The 20,786-nt window shown below is 74.5% G+C and carries 19 protein-coding genes; 14 read left to right on the plus strand and 5 right to left on the minus strand.

The window, feature by feature from the left end; all coding sequences use genetic code 11:
• Positions 1-130: 130 nt before the first annotated feature.
• Both acs and BN2279_RS17285 read right to left on the minus strand, forming a co-directional pair.
• A complete protein-coding gene (acs, locus tag BN2279_RS17280) occupies positions 131-2,092 on the minus strand; it encodes an acetate--CoA ligase (RefSeq protein WP_059010561.1) in 1,962 nt (653 codons plus the stop codon).
• 188 nt (positions 2,093-2,280) lie between these two features.
• Positions 2,281-4,590 carry a bifunctional SulP family inorganic anion transporter/carbonic anhydrase gene (locus BN2279_RS17285; RefSeq protein ID WP_059010563.1) on the minus strand — a complete coding sequence of 770 codons (2,310 nt, stop codon included), beginning with the start codon at positions 4,588-4,590 and terminating at the stop codon, positions 2,281-2,283.
• A gap of 257 nt (positions 4,591-4,847) precedes the next feature.
• Between BN2279_RS17285 and BN2279_RS17290 the strand changes: the two genes are divergently transcribed.
• Positions 4,848-6,083, plus strand: a complete 1,236-nt coding sequence (locus BN2279_RS17290) for a polysaccharide deacetylase family protein (protein ID WP_059010565.1) — start codon at positions 4,848-4,850, stop codon at positions 6,081-6,083.
• A 7-nt stretch (positions 6,084-6,090) separates the two neighbouring features.
• On the opposite strand, the gene BN2279_RS17295 is transcribed toward BN2279_RS17290, so the two are convergent.
• Positions 6,091-7,080 carry an ATP-binding protein gene (locus tag BN2279_RS17295; RefSeq protein WP_059010567.1) on the minus strand — a complete coding sequence of 330 codons (990 nt, stop codon included), beginning with the start codon at positions 7,078-7,080 and terminating at the stop codon, positions 6,091-6,093.
• A 105-nt stretch (positions 7,081-7,185) separates the two neighbouring features.
• Here BN2279_RS17295 and BN2279_RS17300 point away from each other — a divergent pair, with 105 nt between their 5' ends.
• Positions 7,186-8,031, plus strand: a complete 846-nt coding sequence (locus BN2279_RS17300; protein WP_059010569.1) for a Fic family protein — start codon at positions 7,186-7,188, stop codon at positions 8,029-8,031.
• Positions 8,032-8,071: 40 nt separating this feature from the next.
• Here the strand turns inward: BN2279_RS17300 and BN2279_RS17305 are convergent, their stop codons facing one another.
• Complete coding sequence (locus BN2279_RS17305) at positions 8,072-8,923, minus strand: HAD family hydrolase (protein WP_407702260.1); 852 nt, start codon at positions 8,921-8,923, stop codon at positions 8,072-8,074.
• 546 nt (positions 8,924-9,469) lie between these two features.
• On the opposite strand from BN2279_RS17305, the gene ssd reads away from it, so the two are divergent.
• The 7 genes from ssd (at position 9,470) to BN2279_RS17340 (ending at position 14,159) form a co-directional block, all read left to right on the plus strand.
• A complete protein-coding gene (gene ssd / locus BN2279_RS17310; protein WP_059010573.1) occupies positions 9,470-10,549 on the plus strand; it encodes a septum site-determining protein Ssd in 1,080 nt (359 codons plus the stop codon).
• A complete protein-coding gene (locus tag BN2279_RS17315) occupies positions 10,546-11,754 on the plus strand; it encodes a TadA family conjugal transfer-associated ATPase (protein WP_407702261.1) in 1,209 nt (402 codons plus the stop codon). Before ssd ends, BN2279_RS17315 begins: the two co-directional genes overlap by 4 nt.
• Positions 11,751-12,605: a type II secretion system F family protein gene (locus BN2279_RS17320; RefSeq protein WP_234347972.1), complete on the plus strand. Its 855-nt coding sequence runs from the start codon at positions 11,751-11,753 to the stop codon at positions 12,603-12,605. The genes BN2279_RS17315 and BN2279_RS17320 overlap by 4 nt, the downstream gene beginning before the upstream one ends.
• On the plus strand, positions 12,602-13,123 hold the full coding sequence (locus BN2279_RS17325) for a type II secretion system F family protein (RefSeq protein WP_059010579.1): 522 nt from the start codon (positions 12,602-12,604) through the stop codon (positions 13,121-13,123). The genes BN2279_RS17320 and BN2279_RS17325 overlap by 4 nt, the downstream gene beginning before the upstream one ends.
• A gap of 164 nt (positions 13,124-13,287) precedes the next feature.
• Complete coding sequence (locus BN2279_RS17330) at positions 13,288-13,482, plus strand: DUF4244 domain-containing protein (protein WP_059010581.1); 195 nt, start codon at positions 13,288-13,290, stop codon at positions 13,480-13,482.
• The gene (locus tag BN2279_RS17335; protein WP_059010583.1) at positions 13,460-13,819 is read left to right on the plus strand and encodes a TadE family type IV pilus minor pilin; all 360 of its coding nucleotides are present in this window, start codon (positions 13,460-13,462) and stop codon (positions 13,817-13,819) included. The genes BN2279_RS17330 and BN2279_RS17335 overlap by 23 nt, the downstream gene beginning before the upstream one ends.
• On the plus strand, positions 13,803-14,159 hold the full coding sequence (locus BN2279_RS17340; protein WP_234347973.1) for an Rv3654c family TadE-like protein: 357 nt from the start codon (positions 13,803-13,805) through the stop codon (positions 14,157-14,159). Before BN2279_RS17335 ends, BN2279_RS17340 begins: the two co-directional genes overlap by 17 nt.
• Here the strand turns inward: BN2279_RS17340 and BN2279_RS17345 are convergent.
• Entirely contained in the window at positions 14,137-16,500 is a 2,364-nt protein-coding gene (locus tag BN2279_RS17345; protein WP_059010587.1) for a DEAD/DEAH box helicase, read from the minus strand. The genes BN2279_RS17340 and BN2279_RS17345 overlap by 23 nt on opposite strands.
• A 136-nt stretch (positions 16,501-16,636) precedes the next feature.
• Here BN2279_RS17345 and BN2279_RS17350 point away from each other — a divergent pair, with 136 nt between their 5' ends.
• From BN2279_RS17350 to BN2279_RS17370, 5 genes are all read left to right on the plus strand, one after another.
• Positions 16,637-16,978 carry an STAS domain-containing protein gene (locus BN2279_RS17350; RefSeq protein WP_059010589.1) on the plus strand — a complete coding sequence of 114 codons (342 nt, stop codon included), beginning with the start codon at positions 16,637-16,639 and terminating at the stop codon, positions 16,976-16,978.
• Between the two features lie 137 nt (positions 16,979-17,115).
• On the plus strand, positions 17,116-17,535 hold the full coding sequence (locus BN2279_RS17355) for an ATP-binding protein (protein ID WP_059010946.1): 420 nt from the start codon (positions 17,116-17,118) through the stop codon (positions 17,533-17,535).
• A 4-nt stretch (positions 17,536-17,539) separates the two neighbouring features.
• The gene (locus tag BN2279_RS17360; RefSeq protein WP_059010591.1) at positions 17,540-18,463 is read left to right on the plus strand and encodes a phosphorothioated DNA-binding restriction endonuclease; all 924 of its coding nucleotides are present in this window, start codon (positions 17,540-17,542) and stop codon (positions 18,461-18,463) included.
• Between the two features lie 149 nt (positions 18,464-18,612).
• Positions 18,613-19,200 (plus strand): hypothetical protein, encoded by a 588-nt coding sequence (locus BN2279_RS17365; protein WP_059010593.1) that lies wholly within the window; start codon positions 18,613-18,615, stop codon positions 19,198-19,200.
• A 46-nt stretch (positions 19,201-19,246) separates the two neighbouring features.
• Entirely contained in the window at positions 19,247-20,767 is a 1,521-nt protein-coding gene (locus BN2279_RS17370) for a DUF7059 domain-containing protein (protein WP_059010595.1), read from the plus strand.
• Positions 20,768-20,786: the final 19 nt, after the last annotated feature.

Raw genomic sequence — 20,786 nt, forward strand, 5'->3', positions numbered from 1 at the left:
CGGCGTCAGTAGCTGATATCTCACCGTCGCTCAAGGGGAGTGATGCCGCAAATGGTATAGGGGCGCCCGACGAGCCGTCGGGCGCCCCCGCCTCACCGGCAACCTCGCCGGTCCCCGGTGTGACGCGGCCTCAGTCCTCCGAGGCGGCGGTCGGCAGCTTGGCCTGGATCAGCTCCATCACCGAGGAGTCGGTCAGCGTGGTGACGTCGCCCAGCTCGCGGTTCTCCGCGACGTCCCGCAGCAGCCGGCGCATGATCTTCCCCGACCGGGTCTTGGGCAGCTCGTCCACCGGCAGGATGCGCTTGGGCTTGGCGATCGGCCCCAGCTCCTTGGCGACATGCGCCCGCAGCTCGTCCACCAGCCCCTCGTCCTCGGCCGCCCCGCCGCGCAGGATGACGAACGCGCAGATCGCCTGCGTGGTCTGCGGATCGGTGGCGCCGACGACGGCCGCCTCCGCGATGCGCGGGTGCGACACGAGCGCGGACTCGACCTCGGTGGTGGAGATGTTGTGCCCGGAGACCAGCATGACGTCGTCCACCCGGCCCAGCAGCCAGATGTCGCCGTCCTCGTCCTTCTTCGCGCCGTCGCCCGCGAAGTACTTGCCCTCGAACCGCGACCAGTACGTGTCCAGGTACCGCTGGTCGTCGCCCCAGATCGTGCGCAGCATCGACGGCCAGGGCTCGGTGAGCGTCAGGTAGCCGCCCGAACCGTGCGCCACCTCCGCCCCGTCGTCGTCCACGACGGTGGCCGCGATGCCCGGCAGCGGCACCTGCGCCGCGCCCGGCTTGGCGACGGTGACGCCCGGCAGGGGGCTGATCATGATGGCGCCGGTCTCGGTCTGCCACCAGGTGTCCACCACGGGCGTGCGGTCCGCGCCGATGTGCTTGCGATACCAGATCCACGCCTCGGGGTTGATCGGCTCGCCGACCGAGCCCAGGATCCGCAGGCTGGAGAGGTCGAACTTGGCGGGGATGTCGTCGCCCCACTTCATGCAGGTGCGGATCGCGGTCGGCGCGGTGTAGAGGATGGTGACGCCGTACTTCTGGACGATCTCCCACCACCGGCCGTTGTGCGGGGTGTTGGGCGTGCCCTCGTACAGCACGCCGGTGGCGCCGTTGGCCAGCGGCCCGTACACGATGTACGAGTGGCCGGTCACCCAGCCGACGTCGGCGGTGCACCAGTACACGTCCGTCTCCGGCTTCAGGTCGAAGACGGCGTGGTGGGTGTACGCGGTCTGGGTCAGGTAGCCGCCCGAGGTGTGCAGGATGCCCTTCGGCCTGCCGGTGGTGCCCGACGTGTAGAGGATGAACAGCGGGTGCTCGGCGGGGAACGCCAGCGGCGTGTGCTGCTCCGGCTGACGGGCCACCAGCTCGTGCCACCACAGGTCCCGCCCCTCCGTCCACGGGATGTCCTGGCCGGTGCGGCGCACCACGAGCACGCTGCGGACGCGGGCCGCGCCGGGGCGGGTGAGGGCCTCGTCCACGGTCGGCTTGAGGGGGGACGGCGCGCCCCGGCGGTATCCGCCGTCGGAGGTGATGACGACGCGGGCGTCGGCGTCCTCGATGCGGGTGGCCAGGGCGTCGGCGGAGAACGCGCCGAAGACGACGGAGTGCGGGGCGCCGATGCGGGCGCAGGCCAGCATCGCGACGACGGTCTCCGGGATCATCGGCATGTAGATCGCGACACGGTCGCCGGCCTCGACGCCGAGCTCGGTCAGCGCGTGCGCCGCCTGGGACACCTCGCGCAGCAGCTCGGCGTAGGTGAGGGACCGGGAGTCGCCGGGCTCGCCCTCGAAGTGGAGCGCGACCCGGTCGCCGTGACCGGCCAGCACATGCCGGTCCACGCAGTTGTACGCCACGTTCAGCCGGCCGTCGGCGAACCACTTGGCGAAGGGCGGGTTCGACCAGTCCAGCGTCTGGGCCGGCTCGGTCTCCCAGTGGAGTCGGCGCGCCTGCTCGGCCCAGAAGCCGAGGCGGTCGGCGTCGGCGGCACGGTAGGCGTCGGCGGTCACGTTCGCGTCGGCGGCCACCTCGGCGGGGGGCGCGAACCTGCGCTTCTCCGTCATGAGATTGGCCAGGCTCTCGTTGGTCACGGCGTCTCCTCGGCACGGCGTCAGATGTGTCCCGCAGCACAGCTCATCAGTACGGTCGCCCGTTTGACAAGGCCGGTAGGGCAACTGGTGTAGACCTGTAGAGCCGCCGTGCGAACGGCCGGGACGCCGGAACGCGACGGGCGGTCGCCGGCCGGGGCCGGCGACCGCCCGGAGGGCGCGGACGCGCGTCAGGCGGTGAGGATCTCCTCCCGCTCCTCCGCGGCCTCGGGCCGGACCGCAGTGAACACCGGCTCCGAGCCGTCGACGGGCCGGCTCAGCACGTACGCCTGCGCCGCGCCGACGTCGAAGTACATGCCGCGCAGGTCCAGCGTGCCGTCGGCCAGGCGCTCGGCCACGCACTCGTGCAGCGCCAGATGGTCGAGCTGCTGCAACACGTTGGCCAGGCAGAGCGTCTCCAGCTCGTCGGCCGCCGGACGGCAGTCGACGCGCGGCAGGGACACCGACGGCCGGTCCAGCCGCTCCAGGCTGGGGCGCCCGTGTCGCAGCCAGCGCTCCAGCGAGCTGGCCGGACCGCCGGGCCGCTCCCCGCCGGACGCGGAGTGCAGCGCGTGCATCGCGCCGCAGCCGGAGTGCCCGCAGACCGTGATGGAGGAGACCTGAAGGACCTTCACCGCGTACTCGATCGCGGCGGCCACGGAGTGGTCGCCCGACTCGGTGCCGGGCGGCGGCACGAGATTCCCGACATTCCGCACGGTGAACAGGTCGCCGGGACCGCTGGAGGTGATCATGCTCGTCACCAGCCGGGAGTCGGCGCAGGCGAGGAAGAGCTGCGTCGGGCGCTGCCCCTCCTCCGCGAGCCGGGCCAGCTCCTGCCGCATCCGGGGCGCGGTGGTCCGCTGGAAGTTCCGCACGCCGCTGAGGAGCTGGTCGTGCTCGGGGCGCGGAACGCCCTGGGCGACCGGGACGGCGTCGGTGCACTGGTGGTTGCGCCAGGGCTGCCACGGGCGGCAGTGGTGCTCGGGCTCGTCGATCGGCCGGCCCGCGTCGCCGGTGACCTCGACCCGGCCGCCCTGCGCGGTGTGCGCGGCCTGCCAGTCGTGCAGCGTCTCGTACGCCGCGTGGTCCATGAACGTGCCGTCCAGCTCGACGGTGACGTCCGCCCCGTCCGGGACCTGGCCGAGGACCCGGCTGAGCCGGGGCACCGCGAGGAACGTCAACTGGCCGCGCACGCGCACCTGGTGACCGCCGTCCGGGAGCCGCTCGTGGGTCACCCGGGTGTGGGCCAGGCGGTGCAGGGAGACCGCGACCGCCACGCCGATGCCGATCGCCACGCCCTCCAGCACGCCCAGCAGTGTGACACCGGCGGCGGTCGCCACGTACACCACGACCTCGCGGTGCTTGGTGACGCTGCGGATGTGCGTGATGTTCACCATCTGGATGCCGACCACCATCACCAGGGCGGCCAGCGCGGCGAGCGGGATGAGCTGGAGCGGGCCGACCAGCAGGCCGGTGGCGATCAGCACCCAGGTGCCGTGCAGGATGGTGGAGCGGCGGCTGACGGCGCCGGCCGCCACGTTCGCCGAGCTGCGGACCGCGACGCCGGTGACGGGCAGTCCGCCGAGCAGGCCGGACACCACGTTGGCGGCGCCCTGGCCGCGCAGCTCGCGGTCGAGGTCGGCCTTGGGCACGCGCGGTCCGCCCGCGCGCTGCCGGGCCGCCGCCAGCTTGTCCACGGCGACAGCGGAGAGCAGGGACTCGACGCTGGCGACCAGCGTGACCGTCAGCACGGCGGCGATCAGCCCGAGCACCGGGCCCTCGGGCATGTGCGGCAGCGAGTGGCTGCTCCAGGTCGGCAGATCGACGCGGGGCACGTCCGTGCCGACGGCCCAGGGCAGGACGGTGGCCAGCAGGACGGCGGCGAGGGCGGCGGGCGCGAACTTGCGGAGCGTGACGCCCGCGCGGCCCGGGATCCGTGGCCACAGCAGCAGCACGGCGATGGTCAGGGAACCGACGACGATGGCGGCCCAGTGGGGCTCGGCGAGCTGGCTCGGGAGCTGTCGCGCGTTCTCCACGGCGGAGCTCTCGGGGGAGCCGCCGAGGACGATGTGGAGCTGGGACAGGGCGATGGTGACGCCGATGCCGGCGAGCATGCCGTGCACGATCGCGGGGCTGACGACCAGCGCCGAGCGGGCCACCCGCAGCGCGGAGAGGCCGAGCTGGGTGAGTCCGGCGAGCGCGGTGATGGCGCAGGTGGTGCGCCATCCGTACTGCTGGATGATCTCGGCCGTGATCACGGTCAGGCCCGCGGCGGGGCCGCTGACCTGAAGGGCCGATCCGCCGAGCGATCCGGCGATGATGCCGCCGACGGCCGCGGCCACCAGACCGGCCTGGAGCGGGGCGCCGGTGGCGAGGGCGATGCCGAGCGAGAGCGGCAGGGCGATCAGGAACACCGAGATGGACGCCGACAGGTCGGCGCGGAACCCCGGCGTGCGGAAGCGTGAAGGGGAATGTGAAGAGGAGGGGGCGCAGGCGGACATGTTCCGTCTCCGTCCGTTCTGTATGGGAGGCAAACAGTGGTGGCGTGTATCGCGTCTCTCAAGCGTTGGTAAATGAAGAGTAATGCCACGTAAAGCGTTCGGCTAGCGCGCCCTCTTCTTCTCCCCGCCCCTTACTCCGATCCAGCGAAATAGTCATCTAAAACTCTTGTCCTTCCATCTTTTTTCACGATCGGGAGGGAGGTTTGTCTGGTTATGTGAGGACCGGACGAACCCCTTCGGGGGTGGTGGGAGGACCGATGGCGGCTGTGCGCGGCGGGCGGCGGCGGGCGGCGGGAGCGGCGATCGCCGTGCTCACGCTCGGGGTGACGGTGCTGGGCCCGGTCACCGGCTGTTCGGGCGGTGACGACGGGACGGCGCCGGCGGAGGACAAGGCGGGAAAGGCGGGAAAGGCCGGGAAGACGGGGCGGAAGGAGTCCCGGGTCCGGCTCATCGGGGACGGCTCCACCGCGTATACGGGACGCCAGCCCCATCAGCCGAAGGCGACCCGGCTCGCGCCCGGCGAGGAGCCGCCGCAGTTCGTCGTCTTCTCCTGGGACGGCGCGGGTGAGGACGGCAATGAGCTGTTCTCGCGATTCCGCCAGATCGGCGAAAAGTATGACGCACACATGACCTATTTCCTCTCCGGCCTCTATCTCCTCCCGGAGTCCGAGCGCGCCACCTATCGCCCGCCGGGCCGCTCACCGGGCGAGTCGGACATCGGTTATCTCAAGGACGAGAACATCGAGGCCACGCTCGAACAGTTGCGCGCGGCATGGCTCGACGGCAGCGAGATCGGCACCCACTTCAACGGGCACTTCTGCGGCTCGGAGGGCGTGGCCGCCTGGTCCGTCGAGGACTGGCGCAGCGAGATCGACCAGGCCAGGTGGATGGTGCGGAACTGGAAGACCACCACCGGCTTCGAGGACCTCGAACCCCTGCCGTTCGACTACGAGAAGGAGCTGGTCGGCGGGCGCGCGCCCTGCCTGGAGGGCCAGGACAACCTGCTGAAGGCGGCGGCGGAGGAAGGCTTCCGCTACGACTCCAGCGGCAACGGCCTCCAGGTCTGGCCCGATAAGCGGGAGGGCGTCTGGGACATCCCGCTCCAGTCGGTCCCGGTGCCGGGCCGCTCGTTCGAGACGCTCTCCATGGACTACAACTTCTACGTCAACGACGCCGACGGCGACCAGATGCGCGACGGCCTGCTGGCCGCGTTCGACCGGGCCTACGACGGCAACCGGGCGCCGCTGATCGTCGGCAACCACTTCGCGGAGTGGAACGACGGCGCCTACGTGGACGCCGTCGAGGACGTCATCAAGGAGCTGTGCCCGCGCGACGACGTGCACTGCGTGTCGTTCCGCCAGCTCGTGGACTGGCTCGACGCCCAGGATCCGGCGGTGCTGGAGAAGCTGCGGACCCTGGACGTCGGCGAACGGCCCGAGGACGGCTGGAAGGCGTTCCTCGGTGGCGACGAGGCCGCCGAGCGGGGGAGGTGACGGGAAGTCAGGCGGGCTGCGGGCTCGGCGCGGCCTCCCGCAGCACGAACTCCGGGTCCACCTGGGCCGCCAGATCGGTCCCGGTCCGCTCGTTGCCCCAGCTCGCCGCGTTCTTCAGGTGGAAGTGCACCATCTGCCGCGTGTACCGCTCCCAGTCGCGGCGGGCGTAGGCGGCGTCGGCCGTCTCGTGGAGCGTGGCCAGCGCCGCCGTGTCGGCCGGGTCCAGCTCGCCGAACGGGCGCGGCCGGCCGCGCTCCAGGGCGCGCACCCAGTCGGAGTGGCCGAGGGTCACCACCAGGTCCTCGCCCACCTCCTGCCGCAGGAACTCCAGGTCCTCCGGGCCCTGCACCTTGTTCCCCACCACGCGCAGCGCGACGCCGAAGTCCCGGGCGTACTCCCGGTACTGCCGGTATACCGACACGCCCTTGCGGGTCGGCTCGGCGACCAGGAACGTCATGTCGAAGCGGGTGAACATGCCGGAGGCGAACGAGTCGCTGCCCGCCGTCATGTCGACCACGACATACTCCCCGCGGCCGTCCACCAGATGGTTCAGGCAGAGCTCCACCGCGCCGGTCTTGGAGTGGTAGCACGCCACGCCGAGGTCGTCCTCGGTGAACGGGCCGGTGACCAGCAGCCGCGCGGACGCGCCGCCGTCGAACGCGACCCGGCGGGCGCAGGCGTCGAAGACCGGGTTCTCCTCGTCGAGCCGCAGCAGGCGTGAGCCGGAGCCGGGCGGCGTGGTCTTGATCATGGCCTCGGCGGAGGCGATGCGCGGATTGGCGCCGCGCAGGTAGTCCTTGATGAGCGGCAGCCGCCCGCCCAGCGGGGGGATCGCGGCGGCCTCCTCCTCGTCGAGCCCGAGGGCGACGCCCAGGTGCTGGTTGATGTCGGCGTCCACCGCGGTCACCGGGATGTGCTGTGCCGCCAGATACCGGATGAACAGCGAGGACAGCGTGGTCTTGCCGCTGCCTCCCTTTCCCACGAAAGCGATCTTCATGTTCATTAGGTTAGCGGGGTGCGGCGACCACCCCACCGCGAGGAGTGAACAAGTCCACTCGGACGTGTCGCTCCTGTGTGGCATACCGGGCCTAGGCTCGGGGCCATGGGTGCGAACAACGCCGACACGACCACCGATCCCCTGGTCCCCCTCGCCGGTCTGCCCGGCGTCGCCGAGGCCGTCGACGCCGTGCGCAAGGCGGTCGACGGGGTGTACGGGCACCGGGTGATGCGCCGCCGCAGCCCGGAGATCGCCGCCGAGGCGGCGCTGCGCGCGGCGCGCGGTTCGGCCGCGCTGTCCGGCGCGGACTGGGCGCTGGAAGAGGCGCGCCGGCGCAGCGACTTCGGGAGCGAGGAGGAGGCGCGGACCGTCGGTGCCGCGCTGCGGCTGACGGCGGAGGCCGGGCAGCTCCTGTCCGTCTGGCGCGATTCCCCGCTGCGGGTGCTCGCCCGGCTCCACCTGGTGGCGGCGGGCGGAACCGTTCCGCACGACACCGTGGGCCGGCCCCGGCTGGCGGGCGAGACCGTCGACGAGCCCGGGCTCACGGCCCTCGCCGCCCCGGCGCCCGGGGCCGAGGAGGTCGCGGCGCGGCTGGACGCCCTGAGCGGGCTGATCGTGCGCGGCTCGGCGGCACCGGCGCTGGTGACGGCCGCCGTGGTGCACGGCGAACTGCTGGCGCTGCGGCCGTTCGGCACCCACAACGCCCTGGTGGCGCGGGCCGCGGAGCGCATCGTCCTGATCGGCGCCGGTCTCGACCCCAAGGGGGTGACCCCGGCCGAGGTCGGTCACGCGGAGCAGGGTTCGGCGGCCTATCTGGCGGCGCTGGACGGCTACGCGACCGGCACCGCCGAAGGCGTGGCGGGCTGGATCGCGCACTGCGGGCGGGCGGTCGAGCTGGGCGCGCGCGAGTCGGTCGCCGTGTGCGAGGCGCTCCAGCGCGGCGCGGCCTGACGCGGGAGCGGCGGCGCGGTGGTGCCGCGCCGCCGAGGGCTCACGCCGTCCCGATGAGCGAGCGCGCGGACACCGGCGGCCCCGGCACGCGGCGACGGCTGGCGTACCAGACCAGACCGGCCGCGCAGGCCGCGGCGGCGACGGCGGCGCCGGCCGCGAGCGCGGGGCGCGGCGGCATCCCGAGCGCGGGCAGCCGCTGGCGCAGCCGGACCGGGCGTTCGAACGCGAGCACCGGCCAGCCGCGGGCGACGGCCTCGCGGCGCAGGGCGCGGTCGGGGTTGACGGCGTGCGGGTGGCCGACGGCCTGAAGCATCGGGAGGTCGGTGACCGAGTCGCTGTACGCGTAGCAGCGGTCCAGGTCATAGCCCTCGGAGACGGCCAGCGCGGCGATCGCCTCGGCCTTGGCGGGGCCGTAGGCGTAGTAGTCCACCTCGCCGGTGTAGCAACCGTGTTCGACGACCATCCGGGTCGCCACCACGCGGTCGGCGCCGATGAGTTCGCCGATGGGCTCCACGACCTCGGCGCCCGAGGAGCTGACGATGACCACGTCGCGCCCCGCGGCGTGGTGCTGCTCGATGAGGGAGGCGGCCTCGTCGTAGATGATCGGATCGATCACCTCATGGAGGGTTTCCGCGACGATCTCCTTGACCTGGCTCACGTTCCAGCCCCGGCAGAGCGACGAGACGTACTCCCGCATCCGTTCCATCTGGTCGTGGTCGGCGCCGCCGAGCAGGTAGACGAACTGCGCGTAGGCGCTGCGCAGAACGCCGCGCCGGTTGATGAGCCCACCCTGGTAGAAAGACCTGCTGAAGGTGAGGGTGCTCGACTTCGCGATGACCGTCTTGTCCAGGTCGAAGAAGGCGGCGGTCCGCGGCTGGGCCAGGATTTTCACGATCCGAGCATATGCCCGCCATTCGGCGTACGCTGGTGCGCGTGGGTTTGCCTGAGCGGCCTGTCGGGTACACCATGGAAGTCACGGATCGTTCGCGACCGTGTTAACCCGGTCCGACTCCTCCCCCCCCGAGTCGGCCGAGGAAAGACGACCCCCGCTCTCCCCCCCGGCGGGGGTCGTCGCATGTCCGGGGGCAGTTCCCCCCAGTTCGCAAGCGGTGCGCCGCTGCCCCCGCGCGGTCGGCCCCGGCTTTTCCGCAGGCCGCCCCGCCGCTGCCCCCCGCCGTTCCCCGACTGTCGTCCGTGCCGCGTTCTCCGTCGACCTTGGCCTGACATGTCACTGTCCGTCATGAGCGATGTCGTGTGCGCAACCGTTGCGGTGGCGCATGCGCGGGGCGCGTGTCGGCGCGGGTGAGCGAGTTATCCACAACGCCGGAGTTGTCCACAGATTTCGGCTGAGGCGCCTGGGGGGCGGCGGGAGGAGGCACCGTAAGGGCATGGCTGTCGATGCGCTCGGTGACCGTCCGGGCGCGGTGTGTGAAGGGGGATGGCCGTGGCCGATTCCATTCTGATCCTCACGGAGGACGAGGAGCTTCTCGACGATCTGCTGCGGCTGTGCGCCGCGGCGGGTGCCGAGGCCGAGGTCGCGCACGGGGCGCCCGTGTCGGCCGCCCGGTGGGAGCGGGCCCCGCTCGTGCTCGTCGGCGACGACCGGGCCGCGGCCCGGCCGGCGGCGGGCCGGTGGCCGGGGCGGCGCCCGGGCGTGCTGCTCGTCGGGCGCGACCTCGACGACCACACGATCTGGGCGCGCGGCGGGGCGCTCGGCGCCGAGCAGGTGCTGCACCCGCCCGGTGACGAGCCGTGGCTGGCGGACCGCATCGCGGACGCCGTGGACCATCCCGGCGTCCCGGCGCTGACCGTCGGCGTGCTCGGCGGCCGGGGCGGCGCCGGAGCCTCGTCGCTGGCCTGCGCCCTGGCGGTGACGGCGGCCAGGCAAGGGCGGCGGACCGTGCTCATCGACGGCGACCCGCTGGGCGGCGGGCTGGACGTGCTGCTCGGCGGCGAGCGCGCGCCCGGGCCGCGCTGGCCGTCGTTCGTCACCGCCCGGGGGAGGCTCTCCGGCGCGGCGCTGGAGGAGTCGCTGCCCCGGCTGCACGGGCTGAGCCTGCTCAGCCACGACCGGGCGGACGCCACCCGCCTCCCCGCCGAGGCGATGTGCACGGTGCTGACCGCCGCCCGGCGCGGCGGCGGCGTGGTGGTGCTGGACCTGCCGCGCGCCGCCGACGAGGCGGCGACCGAGGCCCTGGCCCAGCTCGACCTCGGGCTGCTGGTGGTCCCGGGCGAGCTGCGCGCCGTGGCCGGCGCCCGGCGGGTGATCGCCACCTCGGGCTCCCTTGTGCGGGACCTGCGGGTCGTCTCCAGACCGCCGGGACCCGGCGGTCTCGCGGGCCCGGAGCTGGCCCGGCTGCTCGGGCTGCCGCTCGCCGGTGAGCTGCCCGACGAGCCGCGCCTGTCCGCCGCGACCGAGGCGGGCGAGCCACCAGGGGCGAACGCCGGGGGAGCCCTCGCTACGTTCTGCGCCACCCTGCTGGAGCGGGCCCTGCCCGCCTCCGGAGCCGCCGCGTGAACGCCGGGGCCCGGGCCGCCGCGCCGCCGGGCCGGGAGTTGCCGGCCGTGGCACCCGAGCTGCTGGACGCCGTGCGGCTGCGGCTGGCCGAAGAGGGAGCCGAGCCGACCCCGGGCCGGGTCGCCGCGGCCCTGCGCGGCCAGGGGCTGCCGATGGGCGACAGCGCCGTCCTGTCCGTGGTGCGCGCCCTGCGCTCCGAGCTGGTCGGGGCCGGGCCGCTCCAGCCGCTGCTCTCCGAGCCGGACGTCACCGACGTCCTGGTCAACGGACCCGACGAGGTGTGGGTGGACCGCGGACGCGGCCTGGAACGGGCCGCGGTGCGCTTCCCCGACGCCGCCGCCGTCCGCCGCCTCGCCCAGCGGCTCGCCGGGGCGGCCGGCCGCCGCCTGGACGACGCCAGCCCATGGGCCGATGTGCGGCTTCCCGACGGGACGCGGCTGCACGCCGTGCTGCCGCCGGTCGTCGTGGGCCCGCCCTGCCTGTCGCTGCGCGTGGTCCGGCCACGGGCGTTCACCCTGGCCGAGCTGGGCGAGGCCGGCACCGTTCCGCCCGGCGGGGAGCGGCTGCTGCGGTCGCTGATCGCGGCGCGGCTGTCGTTCCTGATCAGCGGCGGCACCGGATCGGGCAAGAGCACGCTGCTGGCGGCCCTGCTCGGACTCGCCGGGCCGGAGGAGCGGATCGTGCTGGTCGAGGACTCGGCGGAGCTGCGACCCGCCCACCCCCACGTGGTGCGACTGGAGACCCGGCCGGCCAACCAGGAGGGCGCGGGCCGGGTGACACTGCGGGACCTGGTGCGCCAGGCGCTGCGCATGCGGCCGGACCGGCTGGTGGTCGGCGAGTGCCGCGGCCCCGAGGTGCTGGACCTGCTCGCCGCGCTCAACACCGGCCACGGCGGCTGCGGCACCGTTCACGCCAACGCCGCCGCCGATGTCCCGGCGCGGCTCGAAGCCCTCGGCAGCACGGCGGGGCTGACCAGGGACGCCCTGCACAGCCAGCTCCGCGCGGCGCTGTCGGTGGTGCTGCACCTGGCGCGGGACCGCGCCACCGGCCGGCGCGTGATCGCGGAGGTCCACGTCCTGGGGCGGGACGCCACCGGCCTGGTCCGCACGGTGCCCGCGGCCCGCTGGACGCCCGGCGGCTTCGCCCCGGAGCCGGGCTGGGACCGGCTGGCCCGGCTCTGCGCCGAAGGCGGGTGCGCGCTGTGACCGGGCAGCTCCCGCAGTTCGCGGCGGCCCTGTGCGCGGGCGCGGGCGCGTGGCTCCTGGCCGACGGAACGCCGTGGCGGCGCCGGCCCCGCACGCGGCCCAGGGGCGCCGGGGTCGCGCCCGCCGCCCGCCGTCGTCGCCCGGTGACCCGGCAGCCGGACCCGGCCGCCGTGCGCGTCGCGCTGTGCTGCCTGGCGGCCGGCGGGCTGCTGGCCCTGTGGGCGCGATCCGTGCTGCCGCTGGGGGCCGCCGCGCTCGCGGCGCCGCTGGCCGTGCGGTGGTGGCGCTCCGGCGTCGCGGAGCGCGCCGCCGACCAGCGGCGGAACGCGGTCATCACCTTCTGCGCCTCGCTGGCCGGCGAGATGCGGGCCGGGCGCCCGCCGGGGGCGGCGCTGGCCACCGTGGGCACCGCCGGACTGGGCGTGCCGGGCGGCGCGGTGCTGGCCGCCGCGCGGTACGGCGGGGACGTGCCCGCGGCGCTGCGGGCCGCCGCGGACCGGCCCGGCGCCGAAGGGCTGCGCGGTGTCGCCGCCTGCTGGGCGGTGGCCGTGGACGGCGGCGCCTCACTCGCCTCCGGCCTGGAGCGGGTGACGGGCGCGCTGCGCGCCGAGCGCGAGCAGCGGGAAGAGCTGCGGGCCCAGTTGGCGGGCCCCAGGACGACGGCGATGGTGCTCGCGGCGCTGCCGCTGTTCGGCCTGGCGCTGGGGGCCACGATGGGTGTCCAGCCGCTGCGGGTCCTCTTCGGCACCCCGGCCGGGCTGGGCTGTCTCCTCGTCGGGTCGCTGCTGGAGTGGGCGGGGGTGGCCTGGGTGCGGGCCATCGTCCGGTCCGCCGAGCGGGAGCCGGCGTGAGCGCGGCCCCCGGCCCGTGGACGCGGGCACGGCGGACCGTCCGGTCCCTCCCGGCCCGGTCGCGGTTCCGGCGGAGCCGCGCGCCGGACGCCCCCGGGCTTCCGCTGGCGGCGGAGCTGCTGGCCGCCTGCCTCGCCGCGGGGGCCACACCGGGCGCGGCGGCCGAGGCGGTCGGAGCCTCGCTCGGCGGCCAGGTCGGCGAGCACCTGTGCCGGGCCGCCACCGAGCTGCGGCCCGGCGGCGAGCCGGCCGTGGTGTGGGAGCGGTTCGGTGGCCTGGCGGGCGCCGCGACGCTGGCCCGCCGCCTGGAGCTGGCCGGGACCAGCGGCGCGCCCGTGGTGGTGGCGGTCGCCGCCGAGGCCGCCGAGTGCCGCGCACGCCGCCGCCGGGCCGCCCAGGCCCGCGGGCGACGGGCCTCCGTGCTCGTCACGGCACCGCTGGGGCTGTGCTTCCTGCCCGCGTTCCTGCTGATCGGCGTCGCCCCCGTGGTGATCGGCCTGGCGTCGGAGCTGCTGTGACGCCCACCCGTGCCACCCCGTCAACCCCTCGCGGCCCACCGATCCATCAAACCCATCAACGCCGATCAACGCCATCGAAGACAGCTCGATTCAACACACCCATCAAAGGCATCAAGGACTTCAAAGGCATCAAAGCCTTCGACACACACACAGGAGGTCGGCCCATGCGGCCAGTCACTCGTTACCGGAAGCCGCTCGCCCGGTGGCGGCGGGACGCCGGGATGTCCACCGCGGAGTACGCCATCGGCACCATCGCGGCGGCGGGATTCGCCGCCGTCCTGTATCAGGTCGTCACCTCAGGGGCGGTGATCGACGCCCTGCGGGAGCAGGTGGAACGTGCGCTCAGCACCTCGCCGTGACCGCCGCGCGGACGGGGGTTATGTCACGGCGGAGAGCGCGATCGTCGTTCCCGCACTCGTCCTGCTGCTGGGGATGCTGCTGTGGGCCCTGGGCGCCGTCGGCGCGCAGACCCGGTGCGGCGACGCCGCGCGGGCGGGGGCCCGCGCGGCGGCCCGGGGCGAGGACCCGGACGCCGTCACCGGCGTGGCCCGTGCCGTGGCCCCGGACGGGGCGCGGATCCGGGTGGCGCGCGAGGGCGAGCTGTACCGCGTGTCCGTCGAGGCCACGACCCCGGGACCCGGGCCGCTGGCCGTCCCGGTGTCCGCCGATGCGGTGGCCCATGCGGAGCCCGAGTGACCACGGCGACCGGGGCTCCGCCACGGTGTGGGCGGCGACGAGCGCCACGCTGCTCTGCCTGGTGTTCGCCGCCGTCCTGGCCCTCGGGCAGGTGGCCGCCGCCCGGCCGCGGGCCGCCGCCGCGGCGGCCCGGGCGGCGCGGGCCGCCGCGGACAGCGCGCTCGCCGGGGCGGAGACCGCCTGCGGCCTGGCCCGGCGGGTGGCCGAGGCCCAGGGCGCCGGGCTGACACGCTGCCATGTGGCGGGCGAGATCGCCGATCTGACGGCCGAGGCCAGGGCCGGACCGTACGCGGTCCTGGCCAGGGCCCGCGCCGGGCCTAGTGACGCAGCAGTTCCGTGAGCAGGCGGAGCGCGCCGGCCTTGTGCAGCGGATCGTTGCCGTTGCCGCACTTGGGCGACTGCACGCACGAGGGGCAGCCGCTCGCGCACTCGCAGGCCGCGATCGCGTCCCGGGTCGCGGTCAGCCACCGCCGCGCCGTGTGGAAGGCCCGCTCGGCGAAGCCCGCGCCGCCCGGGTGGCCGTCGTGGACGAAGACCGTGGGCAGCAGCGTGTCGGGGTGCAGCGCGGTGGACACCCCGCCGATGTCCCAGCGGTCACAGGTGGCGAACAGCGGCAGCATGCCGATGGACGCGTGCTCCGCCGCGTGCAGCGACCCCGGCAGGATCTCCGGGCCGATCCGGGCGGCGTCGAGATGATCCTCCGTCACCGTCCACCACACCGCCCGCGTCCGCAGCGTGCGGCGCGGCAGGTCCAGCCGCGTCTCGCCCAGCACCTCGCCGGTCAGCAGCCGGCGCCGAAGGAAGGAGACCACCTGATGCGTGACCTCGACCGAACCGAAGCACAACCGCGCCGCCCCCCACGGCACCTCCGTGTCGGTCTCCAGCACGGAGATGTCCGTCACCTCGCGGGCCGACGTCGACCACGGCGGGCTGGCCTCGTCGACCAGCGCCACCGACCCGTCGAGGTCCAGCTCCCGCACCACGAAGCTCAGTCCCTGGTGCAGGTGGACGGCGCCCTCGTGGACCGAACTGTGCGCGGCGGCGGCGTCCACGGTGCCCAGCAGGCGGCCGGTGTCCGCCTCCACCACGCGCACCTGCTCGCCGCTCTGGCCCCGGATGCCGACCATGTCGGCGGGCCGCTCCCGCCGCGTCCAGTACCAGGAGGTGCCGCGGCGGCGCAGCAGCGCGCGCTCGGTCAGCTTCGGCAGCAGCTCGGCCGCGGCCGGGTCGAACAGCGCCTGCCCCCCTTCGAACTCACTTTCCGCAAGGGGGAGTTCGGCGGCGGCAGCGCACAGGTGCGGAGCGAGCACGTAGGGGTTGCCCGGATCGAGGACGGTGCTCTCGACCGGCTGCCGGAACAGCGCCTCGGGGTGGTGCACCAGATAGGTGTCCAGCGGGTCGTCCCGCGCCACCAGCACGGCCAGCGCCCCCTGCCGCTGCCGCCCGGCGCGCCCCGCCTGCTGCCACAGCGACGCCCGGGTGCCGGGGTAGCCCGCCAGCAGCACGGCGTCCAGCCCGGCGACGTCCACGCCCAGCTCCAGCGCGGTCGTGGCGGCCAGACCCAGCAGCTCCCCGTCGTGCAGCGCGCGCTCCAGCGCCCGGCGCTCCTCCGGCAGGTAGCCGCCCCGGTAGGCGGCGACCCGCCGCCCGTCGGCGCCCCCGAGCCGCTCCTGCGCGATCAGCGCGATCAGCTCCGCGCCGCGCCGGGACCGGACGAAGGCGACCGTGCGCACCCGCCGGGAGACGAGATCCGTGAGCAGGTCGGCGGTCTCGGCGGGCGCGGTGCGGCGGACGGGCGCGCCCCGCTCGCCCACGGCCTCGGTCAGCGGCGGCTCCCACAGCGCGAAGACCAGCTCGCCGCGCGGCGAGTCGTCCTCGGTCACGGCCGCGACCGGCAGCCCGGTCAGCCGGGACGCGGTCGTGCCGGGGTCGGCCGTGGTGGCGGAGGCCAGCAGGAACACCGGTTCGGCCCCGTAGTGGGCGCAGACACGCCGGAGCCGGCGCAGCACCTGGGCGACGTGCGAGCCGAAGACCCCCCGGTAGACGTGGCACTCGTCCACCACCACGTACCGCAGGGCCCGCAGGAAGGACGACCAGCGGCGGTGGCCGGGCAGCAGGCCGCGGTGGAGCATGTCGGGGTTGGTGAGCAGGAGATTCGCGTGCTCCCGCGCCCAGGCCCGTTCCTCGGGCGCCGTGTCGCCGTCGAAGCCGGCCGGCCGGACGGCCGTGCCCAGCGGCGCGGCCAGCCGCCGGACGGCCCGGAGCTGGTCGGCGCCGAGCGCCTTGGTCGGCGCCAGATACAAGGCGGTGGCGCCGTGCCTGGCCTGCTCCGTCCGGCCGTCGAGCAGGGCGGTGAGAACCGGCACCTGATAGGCGAGGGACTTGCCGGAGGCCGTTCCCGTGGAGAGCACGACGGACTCGCCGCGCAGAGCGAGCTCGATCGTGCGAGCCTGGTGAGCCCAGGGTTGTTCGATGCCGGAAGCCCGAACGGCGTCGATCACCTCGGGGTGTATTCGGTCCGGCCAGGGCGCATGGCGGCCGGGGCGCGCGGGAAGCTGCTCCATGTGGGTGAGCCGCCCGGCCCGTTCCGACTGTCCGCGCAGGAGTTCGAGCACCTCCCGTGGTGACGGGCGGTGTGCCTGGGTGTCGCCCGCTTCGTGCGGCCGGTTCGCGTCGGACATCGGCACCGAGTCTGTCACTGGTCCGACGGACAATGGCTGTAAGACGTCGTCCTGGGCAGGCGGTAAGTGGTTGAATGCCCTGGCGGCTGCCGATCCATGGGGGGCGACCGCTCGTTAGCAAGGTGCTGGAGGATCCGTGGACCTGTCCCTGTCGACCCGAACCGAAGGCGACCGTACGGTCGTGGAGGTAGGCGGCGAGATTGACGTATACACCGCGCCCAAGCTGCGCGAACAGTTGGTGGAGTTGGTCAACGATGGCAACCACCACCTCGTGGTGGACATGGAGCGCGTCGACTTCCTCGACTCCACCGGGCTCGGTGTGCTGGTCGGCGGCCTGAAGCGGGTGCGGGCCCAGGAGGGTTCGCTGCGTCTGGTGTGCAACCAGGAGCGCATTCTGAAGATCTTCCGGATCACTGGCCTCACCAAGGTGTTCCCGATCCACGAATCCGTGGAAGAGGCCATCGCGGCCACCGACTGAAGACACGCCGGGCTCGGCCGTCCGAGCCCGTGGTCGGCAAGAGATCAACACCGCGACCGCCCCGTGCGACGGTGGCGTCGGCAGACGCCGCCGCCGTGGCCCGGGGCGGTGTCTCCGCACGATCAAGGGGGATGGCCATGGCCACCGTCGAACTTCGCTTCAGCGCGTCGCCGGAGCATGTGCGCACCGCCCGGCTGGTGGCCGCGGCGGTCGCCCGGCGCGCCGGAGTCGAAGAGTCGGTGCTCGACGAGCTCCGGCTCGCGGTCGGTGAGGCGTGCAGCCGCGCGGTGGGCCTGCACACCGTCCACGGCCTGGCCACCCCGGTGCGGGTCGTGCTGACCGAGGGCGAGAAGACGTTCTCCATCGAGGTCGGGGACGACGCGCCCAGCGTCGTCCCCTCACCCCGGGACGAGGCGGCGGCCGAGGCCGCCGAGGAGACGGACGAGCTGGGGCTGGCCGTGATCAGCGGACTCGTCGACGACGTCGAGGTCATCTCCGACTCCCACGGCGGCAAGATCCGCATGACCTGGCCGACGGCCACCGCCGCCTTCTCCTGACCGCGTGACGCGCGAGGAGCTGCTGGCGGCCCTGGCCGGCCTGCGGCGGGCGCGGGTACGCGGCCGGCGGGCGCCTCACAAGCCGCTGCTGGTGCTGTGGCTGCTGGGCCGTTTCGCGAGCCGGGGCAGCACGGCCGTCGCGTACGACGAGGCCGAGGAGCCCGTCAGCGGCATGATCAACGACTTCGGGCCGCCCGTCGCGAGCGCGGGCGCGGCCCGGCAGCGCGCCGCCATGCCGTTCGTGCATCTGGAACGCGCCCTGTGGGACCTCCGCGACCGCGACGGCCGGCCGCTCGGCGCCGACGCGCCCGACCGAGGCGCCTGGCTGCGCGCCCGCGGCGCCCACGGGCGGCTCCGCCCGGAGGTCGAGCGGCTGCTCGCCGACCCCGCGACCCTGGCGGCGGCGGCCCGGGTCCTGCTCGACCGGCACTTCACGCCCGCGCTGGAGCCCCCGATCCGCGAGGCGGCCGGGCTGGGCGACCTGACCGCGCTGGAGGAGTCCGCCTACCGGCTGGTGACGGCGCGCCGGCCCCGGGCCGCCGGGTTCGCGGAGGCGGTGCTGCGGGCCTACGCGTACGCGTGCGCCATGTGCGGGTTCGACGGCCGGCTGGGCCGCCACCCGGTCGGCCTGGAGGCCGCGCACATCCGCTGGCACAGCCAGGACGGGCCGGACGAGGTGCGCAACGCGCTGGCGCTCTGTTCGTTGCATCACACCCTCTTCGACCTCGGGGTGCTGGGTCTGACGGACGGCCGCCGGGTCCGTGTCTCCGGCCTGTACGTGGCCGGCAGCGCGGCCGGGCGGACGGTGGCGGATCTCGACGGCAGGCCGCTGGCGGAGCCGCAGCGCGGGAAGCCCGCGCCGGCCGCCGAGTTCGTCGCGTGGCACGGCGCCGAGGTGTTCAAGGGCGAGGGGTCGGTGGCCGCGTGACCCCGCGTGACGAACATCCTGTCAGAGGTGGGACGCACGGGTGAAATTCCGGACAATAGGCCCGGCCGTCACTCGGAAGAGGGATGAACGACGTGTAAGTTCCCGCCCTAGCGGCACCCGGAAGGACAAGGAACGGGGAACGGGGAACGGTGAACAAGAAGCTCGCGGTCACACTGTCGGGTTGCGCGACGCTCGTCGCCCTCACGCTGTCGGCGTGCGGCGGGGACAGCGGCGACGACACGGACGAGTGGGCCAGAAACGTCTGTGAGCAGTTGCAGCCCCAGGTCGAGCGGATCGAGGCCGCCAACGCGGCCATCACGGAGGCCAGCGAGGGCAACCGCTCCCCGGAGGAGGTGCAGGAGGCCGACTCCACCGCGTTCCAGGACGTCTCGGACGCCTACGCCGCCCTCGCGGACGCGGTCGACCAGGCCGGTGACCCGCCCGTCGACAACGGCGCCGAACTGCGCGAGAACGCCGTCGGCGCCCTGCGCGGCCTGTCCGACTCCTACGCCGAGCTGAAGCAGGACATCGACGGTCTGGACACCTCTGACCAGGGCGAGTTCGCCGAGGGGCTGCGGGGCATCGCGGACCAGTTGCAGGAGCTGGGCCAGAGCGGTGACGAGGCGTTGAGCGAGTTGCAGACCGGCGAGCTCCAGGAGGCGATGGGCCGTCAGGAGGGCTGCCGCAGCCCGTCGGCCTCCGCCTCCGCCTCCGCCTCCGCGTCCGAGGGGGAGTGACCGGCCGCCGGAACGGGACGCCGCGGGCGGCGCGGACAATGGTGCGGTGAGCAGCTCTCCGTTTCCGCCGCCCGCCGCCGGTCCCGCCGCCCCCCGCCTGCGGGAGGCGCTGCTGGCCGCCTCGTTCACGCCGGACGGTCTCCTCGACCTCCTCGGCGCCCCCGCCTTCGCCGCCCTGGCGCGCGGCGAGACCGTCCCGGCCCGGCGCGCCACGCGCCGGGACGACACCCCGGCGGCCGTGCTGACCCGGCTGTTCCTGCTGCGGCGGCCCGTCCCGTTGGCCGAGGCGCGGCTCGCCCTGCCGCTCGACGCGGCGCTCGGCGACGGCTGGCTGGCGCGCGACGGCGACGAGGTGCGCGCGACCGTGGACGTGCGCCCCTACGCGGGGGACGACGGCGCGAACTGGTTCATCGTCTCCGACGGGCCGTCGCACCGGGGCGAGGCGCGGGACGTCGTGCTCGGCGTCGGCGGCGCCTCCACCACCCTCGCCGGCCTGACGCCCCGCCGGCCGGTCGGCCGCGTGCTCGACCTCGGCACCGGCTGCGGTGTCCAGGCCCTGCACGCCACCCGGCACGCCGGCCGCGTCACCGCCACCGACGTCAACCCGCGTGCCCTGGCCATGGCCGCGGCCACCCTCGCCCTCTCCGGCGCCCCGGCCGCGGACCTGCGCGAGGGCTCCCTGTTCGAGCCGGTCGGGGATTCCGGAGACGGCGGGGAGGACGCGTTCGACCTCATCGTCTCCAACCCCCCGTTCGTCATCTCCCCCGCCCGTGCCGGAAACGGTGACGGCCTGACCTACCGCGACGGCGGCATGGCGGGCGACGAACTGTGCCGCACGGTCCTGCGCGAGTCGGCCGCCCACCTCGCGGACGGCGGCCTCTGCCAGATTCTGGCCAACTGGCAGCAGACCGACGGCCAGGACTGGCGCGAACGCGTCGCCGCCTGGGTTCCTCCCGGCTGCGACGCGTGGATCGTGCGCCGCGAGGAGCAGGACGTCACCCAGTACACCGAGCTGTGGCTGCGCGACGCCGGTGCCCACCGGGGCGACCCGGCCGCCTACGAGGAGGCGTACGCCGCCTGGCTGGAGGAGTTCGCCGCCCGCCGCACCCACGCGGTCGGGTTCGGCTGGATCACCCTGCGCAGGACCGGCGCCGAACGCCCCTCCGTGGTCGTCGAGGACTGGCCGCACACCGTCGAACAGCCACTGGGCGAAACGATCCTGGCGCATTTCGCGCGGCAGGACTTCCTGCGCGCCCACGACGACGCCGCGCTGCTGCGCGCCCGTTACGTCCTCGCGGACGGCGTCGTCCAGGAACAGATCGGCGCCCCCGGCGACGAGGACCCCGAGCACGTCGTCCTGCGGCAACGCCACGGCATGATGCGCGCCCGCGCCATGGACACGATCAGCGCGGGTCTCGCCGGAAGCTGTGACGGGACACTCACCGCGGGCACGATCCTGGACGCGATCGCACGGTTGCTCGACACCGACGAGGTCGCGGTCCGTAGCGGAGCGCCCCAGTGGCTGCGGCCCCTCGTTGAGCAGGGGTTTCTGATCCCGGAGGAGTGAGCGGCGGAGCGCGCGGGCC

Origin of the sequence: Streptomyces specialis, assembly GCF_001493375.1 — a bacterium.
Classification (GTDB): domain Bacteria; phylum Actinomycetota; class Actinomycetes; order Streptomycetales; family Streptomycetaceae; genus Streptomyces; species Streptomyces specialis.

Excerpts from the sequence above, each read along its gene's own strand:
- BN2279_RS17290 (WP_059010565.1), top strand. The coding sequence starts at position 4,848 with ATGGCGGCTGTGCGCGGCGGGCGGCGGCGGGCGGCGGGAGCGGCGATC.
- BN2279_RS17355 (WP_059010946.1), top strand. The coding sequence starts at position 17,116 with ATGGCCACCGTCGAACTTCGCTTCAGCGCGTCGCCGGAGCATGTGCGC.
- BN2279_RS17300 (WP_059010569.1), top strand. The coding sequence starts at position 7,186 with ATGGGTGCGAACAACGCCGACACGACCACCGATCCCCTGGTCCCCCTC.
- BN2279_RS17285 (WP_059010563.1), bottom strand. The coding sequence starts at position 4,590 with ATGTCCGCCTGCGCCCCCTCCTCTTCACATTCCCCTTCACGCTTCCGC.
- BN2279_RS17330 (WP_059010581.1), top strand. The coding sequence starts at position 13,288 with ATGCGGCCAGTCACTCGTTACCGGAAGCCGCTCGCCCGGTGGCGGCGG.
- BN2279_RS17295 (WP_059010567.1), bottom strand. The coding sequence starts at position 7,080 with ATGAAGATCGCTTTCGTGGGAAAGGGAGGCAGCGGCAAGACCACGCTG.
- ssd (WP_059010573.1), top strand. The coding sequence starts at position 9,470 with ATGGCCGTGGCCGATTCCATTCTGATCCTCACGGAGGACGAGGAGCTT.
- BN2279_RS17345 (WP_059010587.1), bottom strand. The coding sequence starts at position 16,500 with ATGTCCGACGCGAACCGGCCGCACGAAGCGGGCGACACCCAGGCACAC.
- BN2279_RS17340 (WP_234347973.1), top strand. The coding sequence starts at position 13,803 with ATGCGGAGCCCGAGTGACCACGGCGACCGGGGCTCCGCCACGGTGTGG.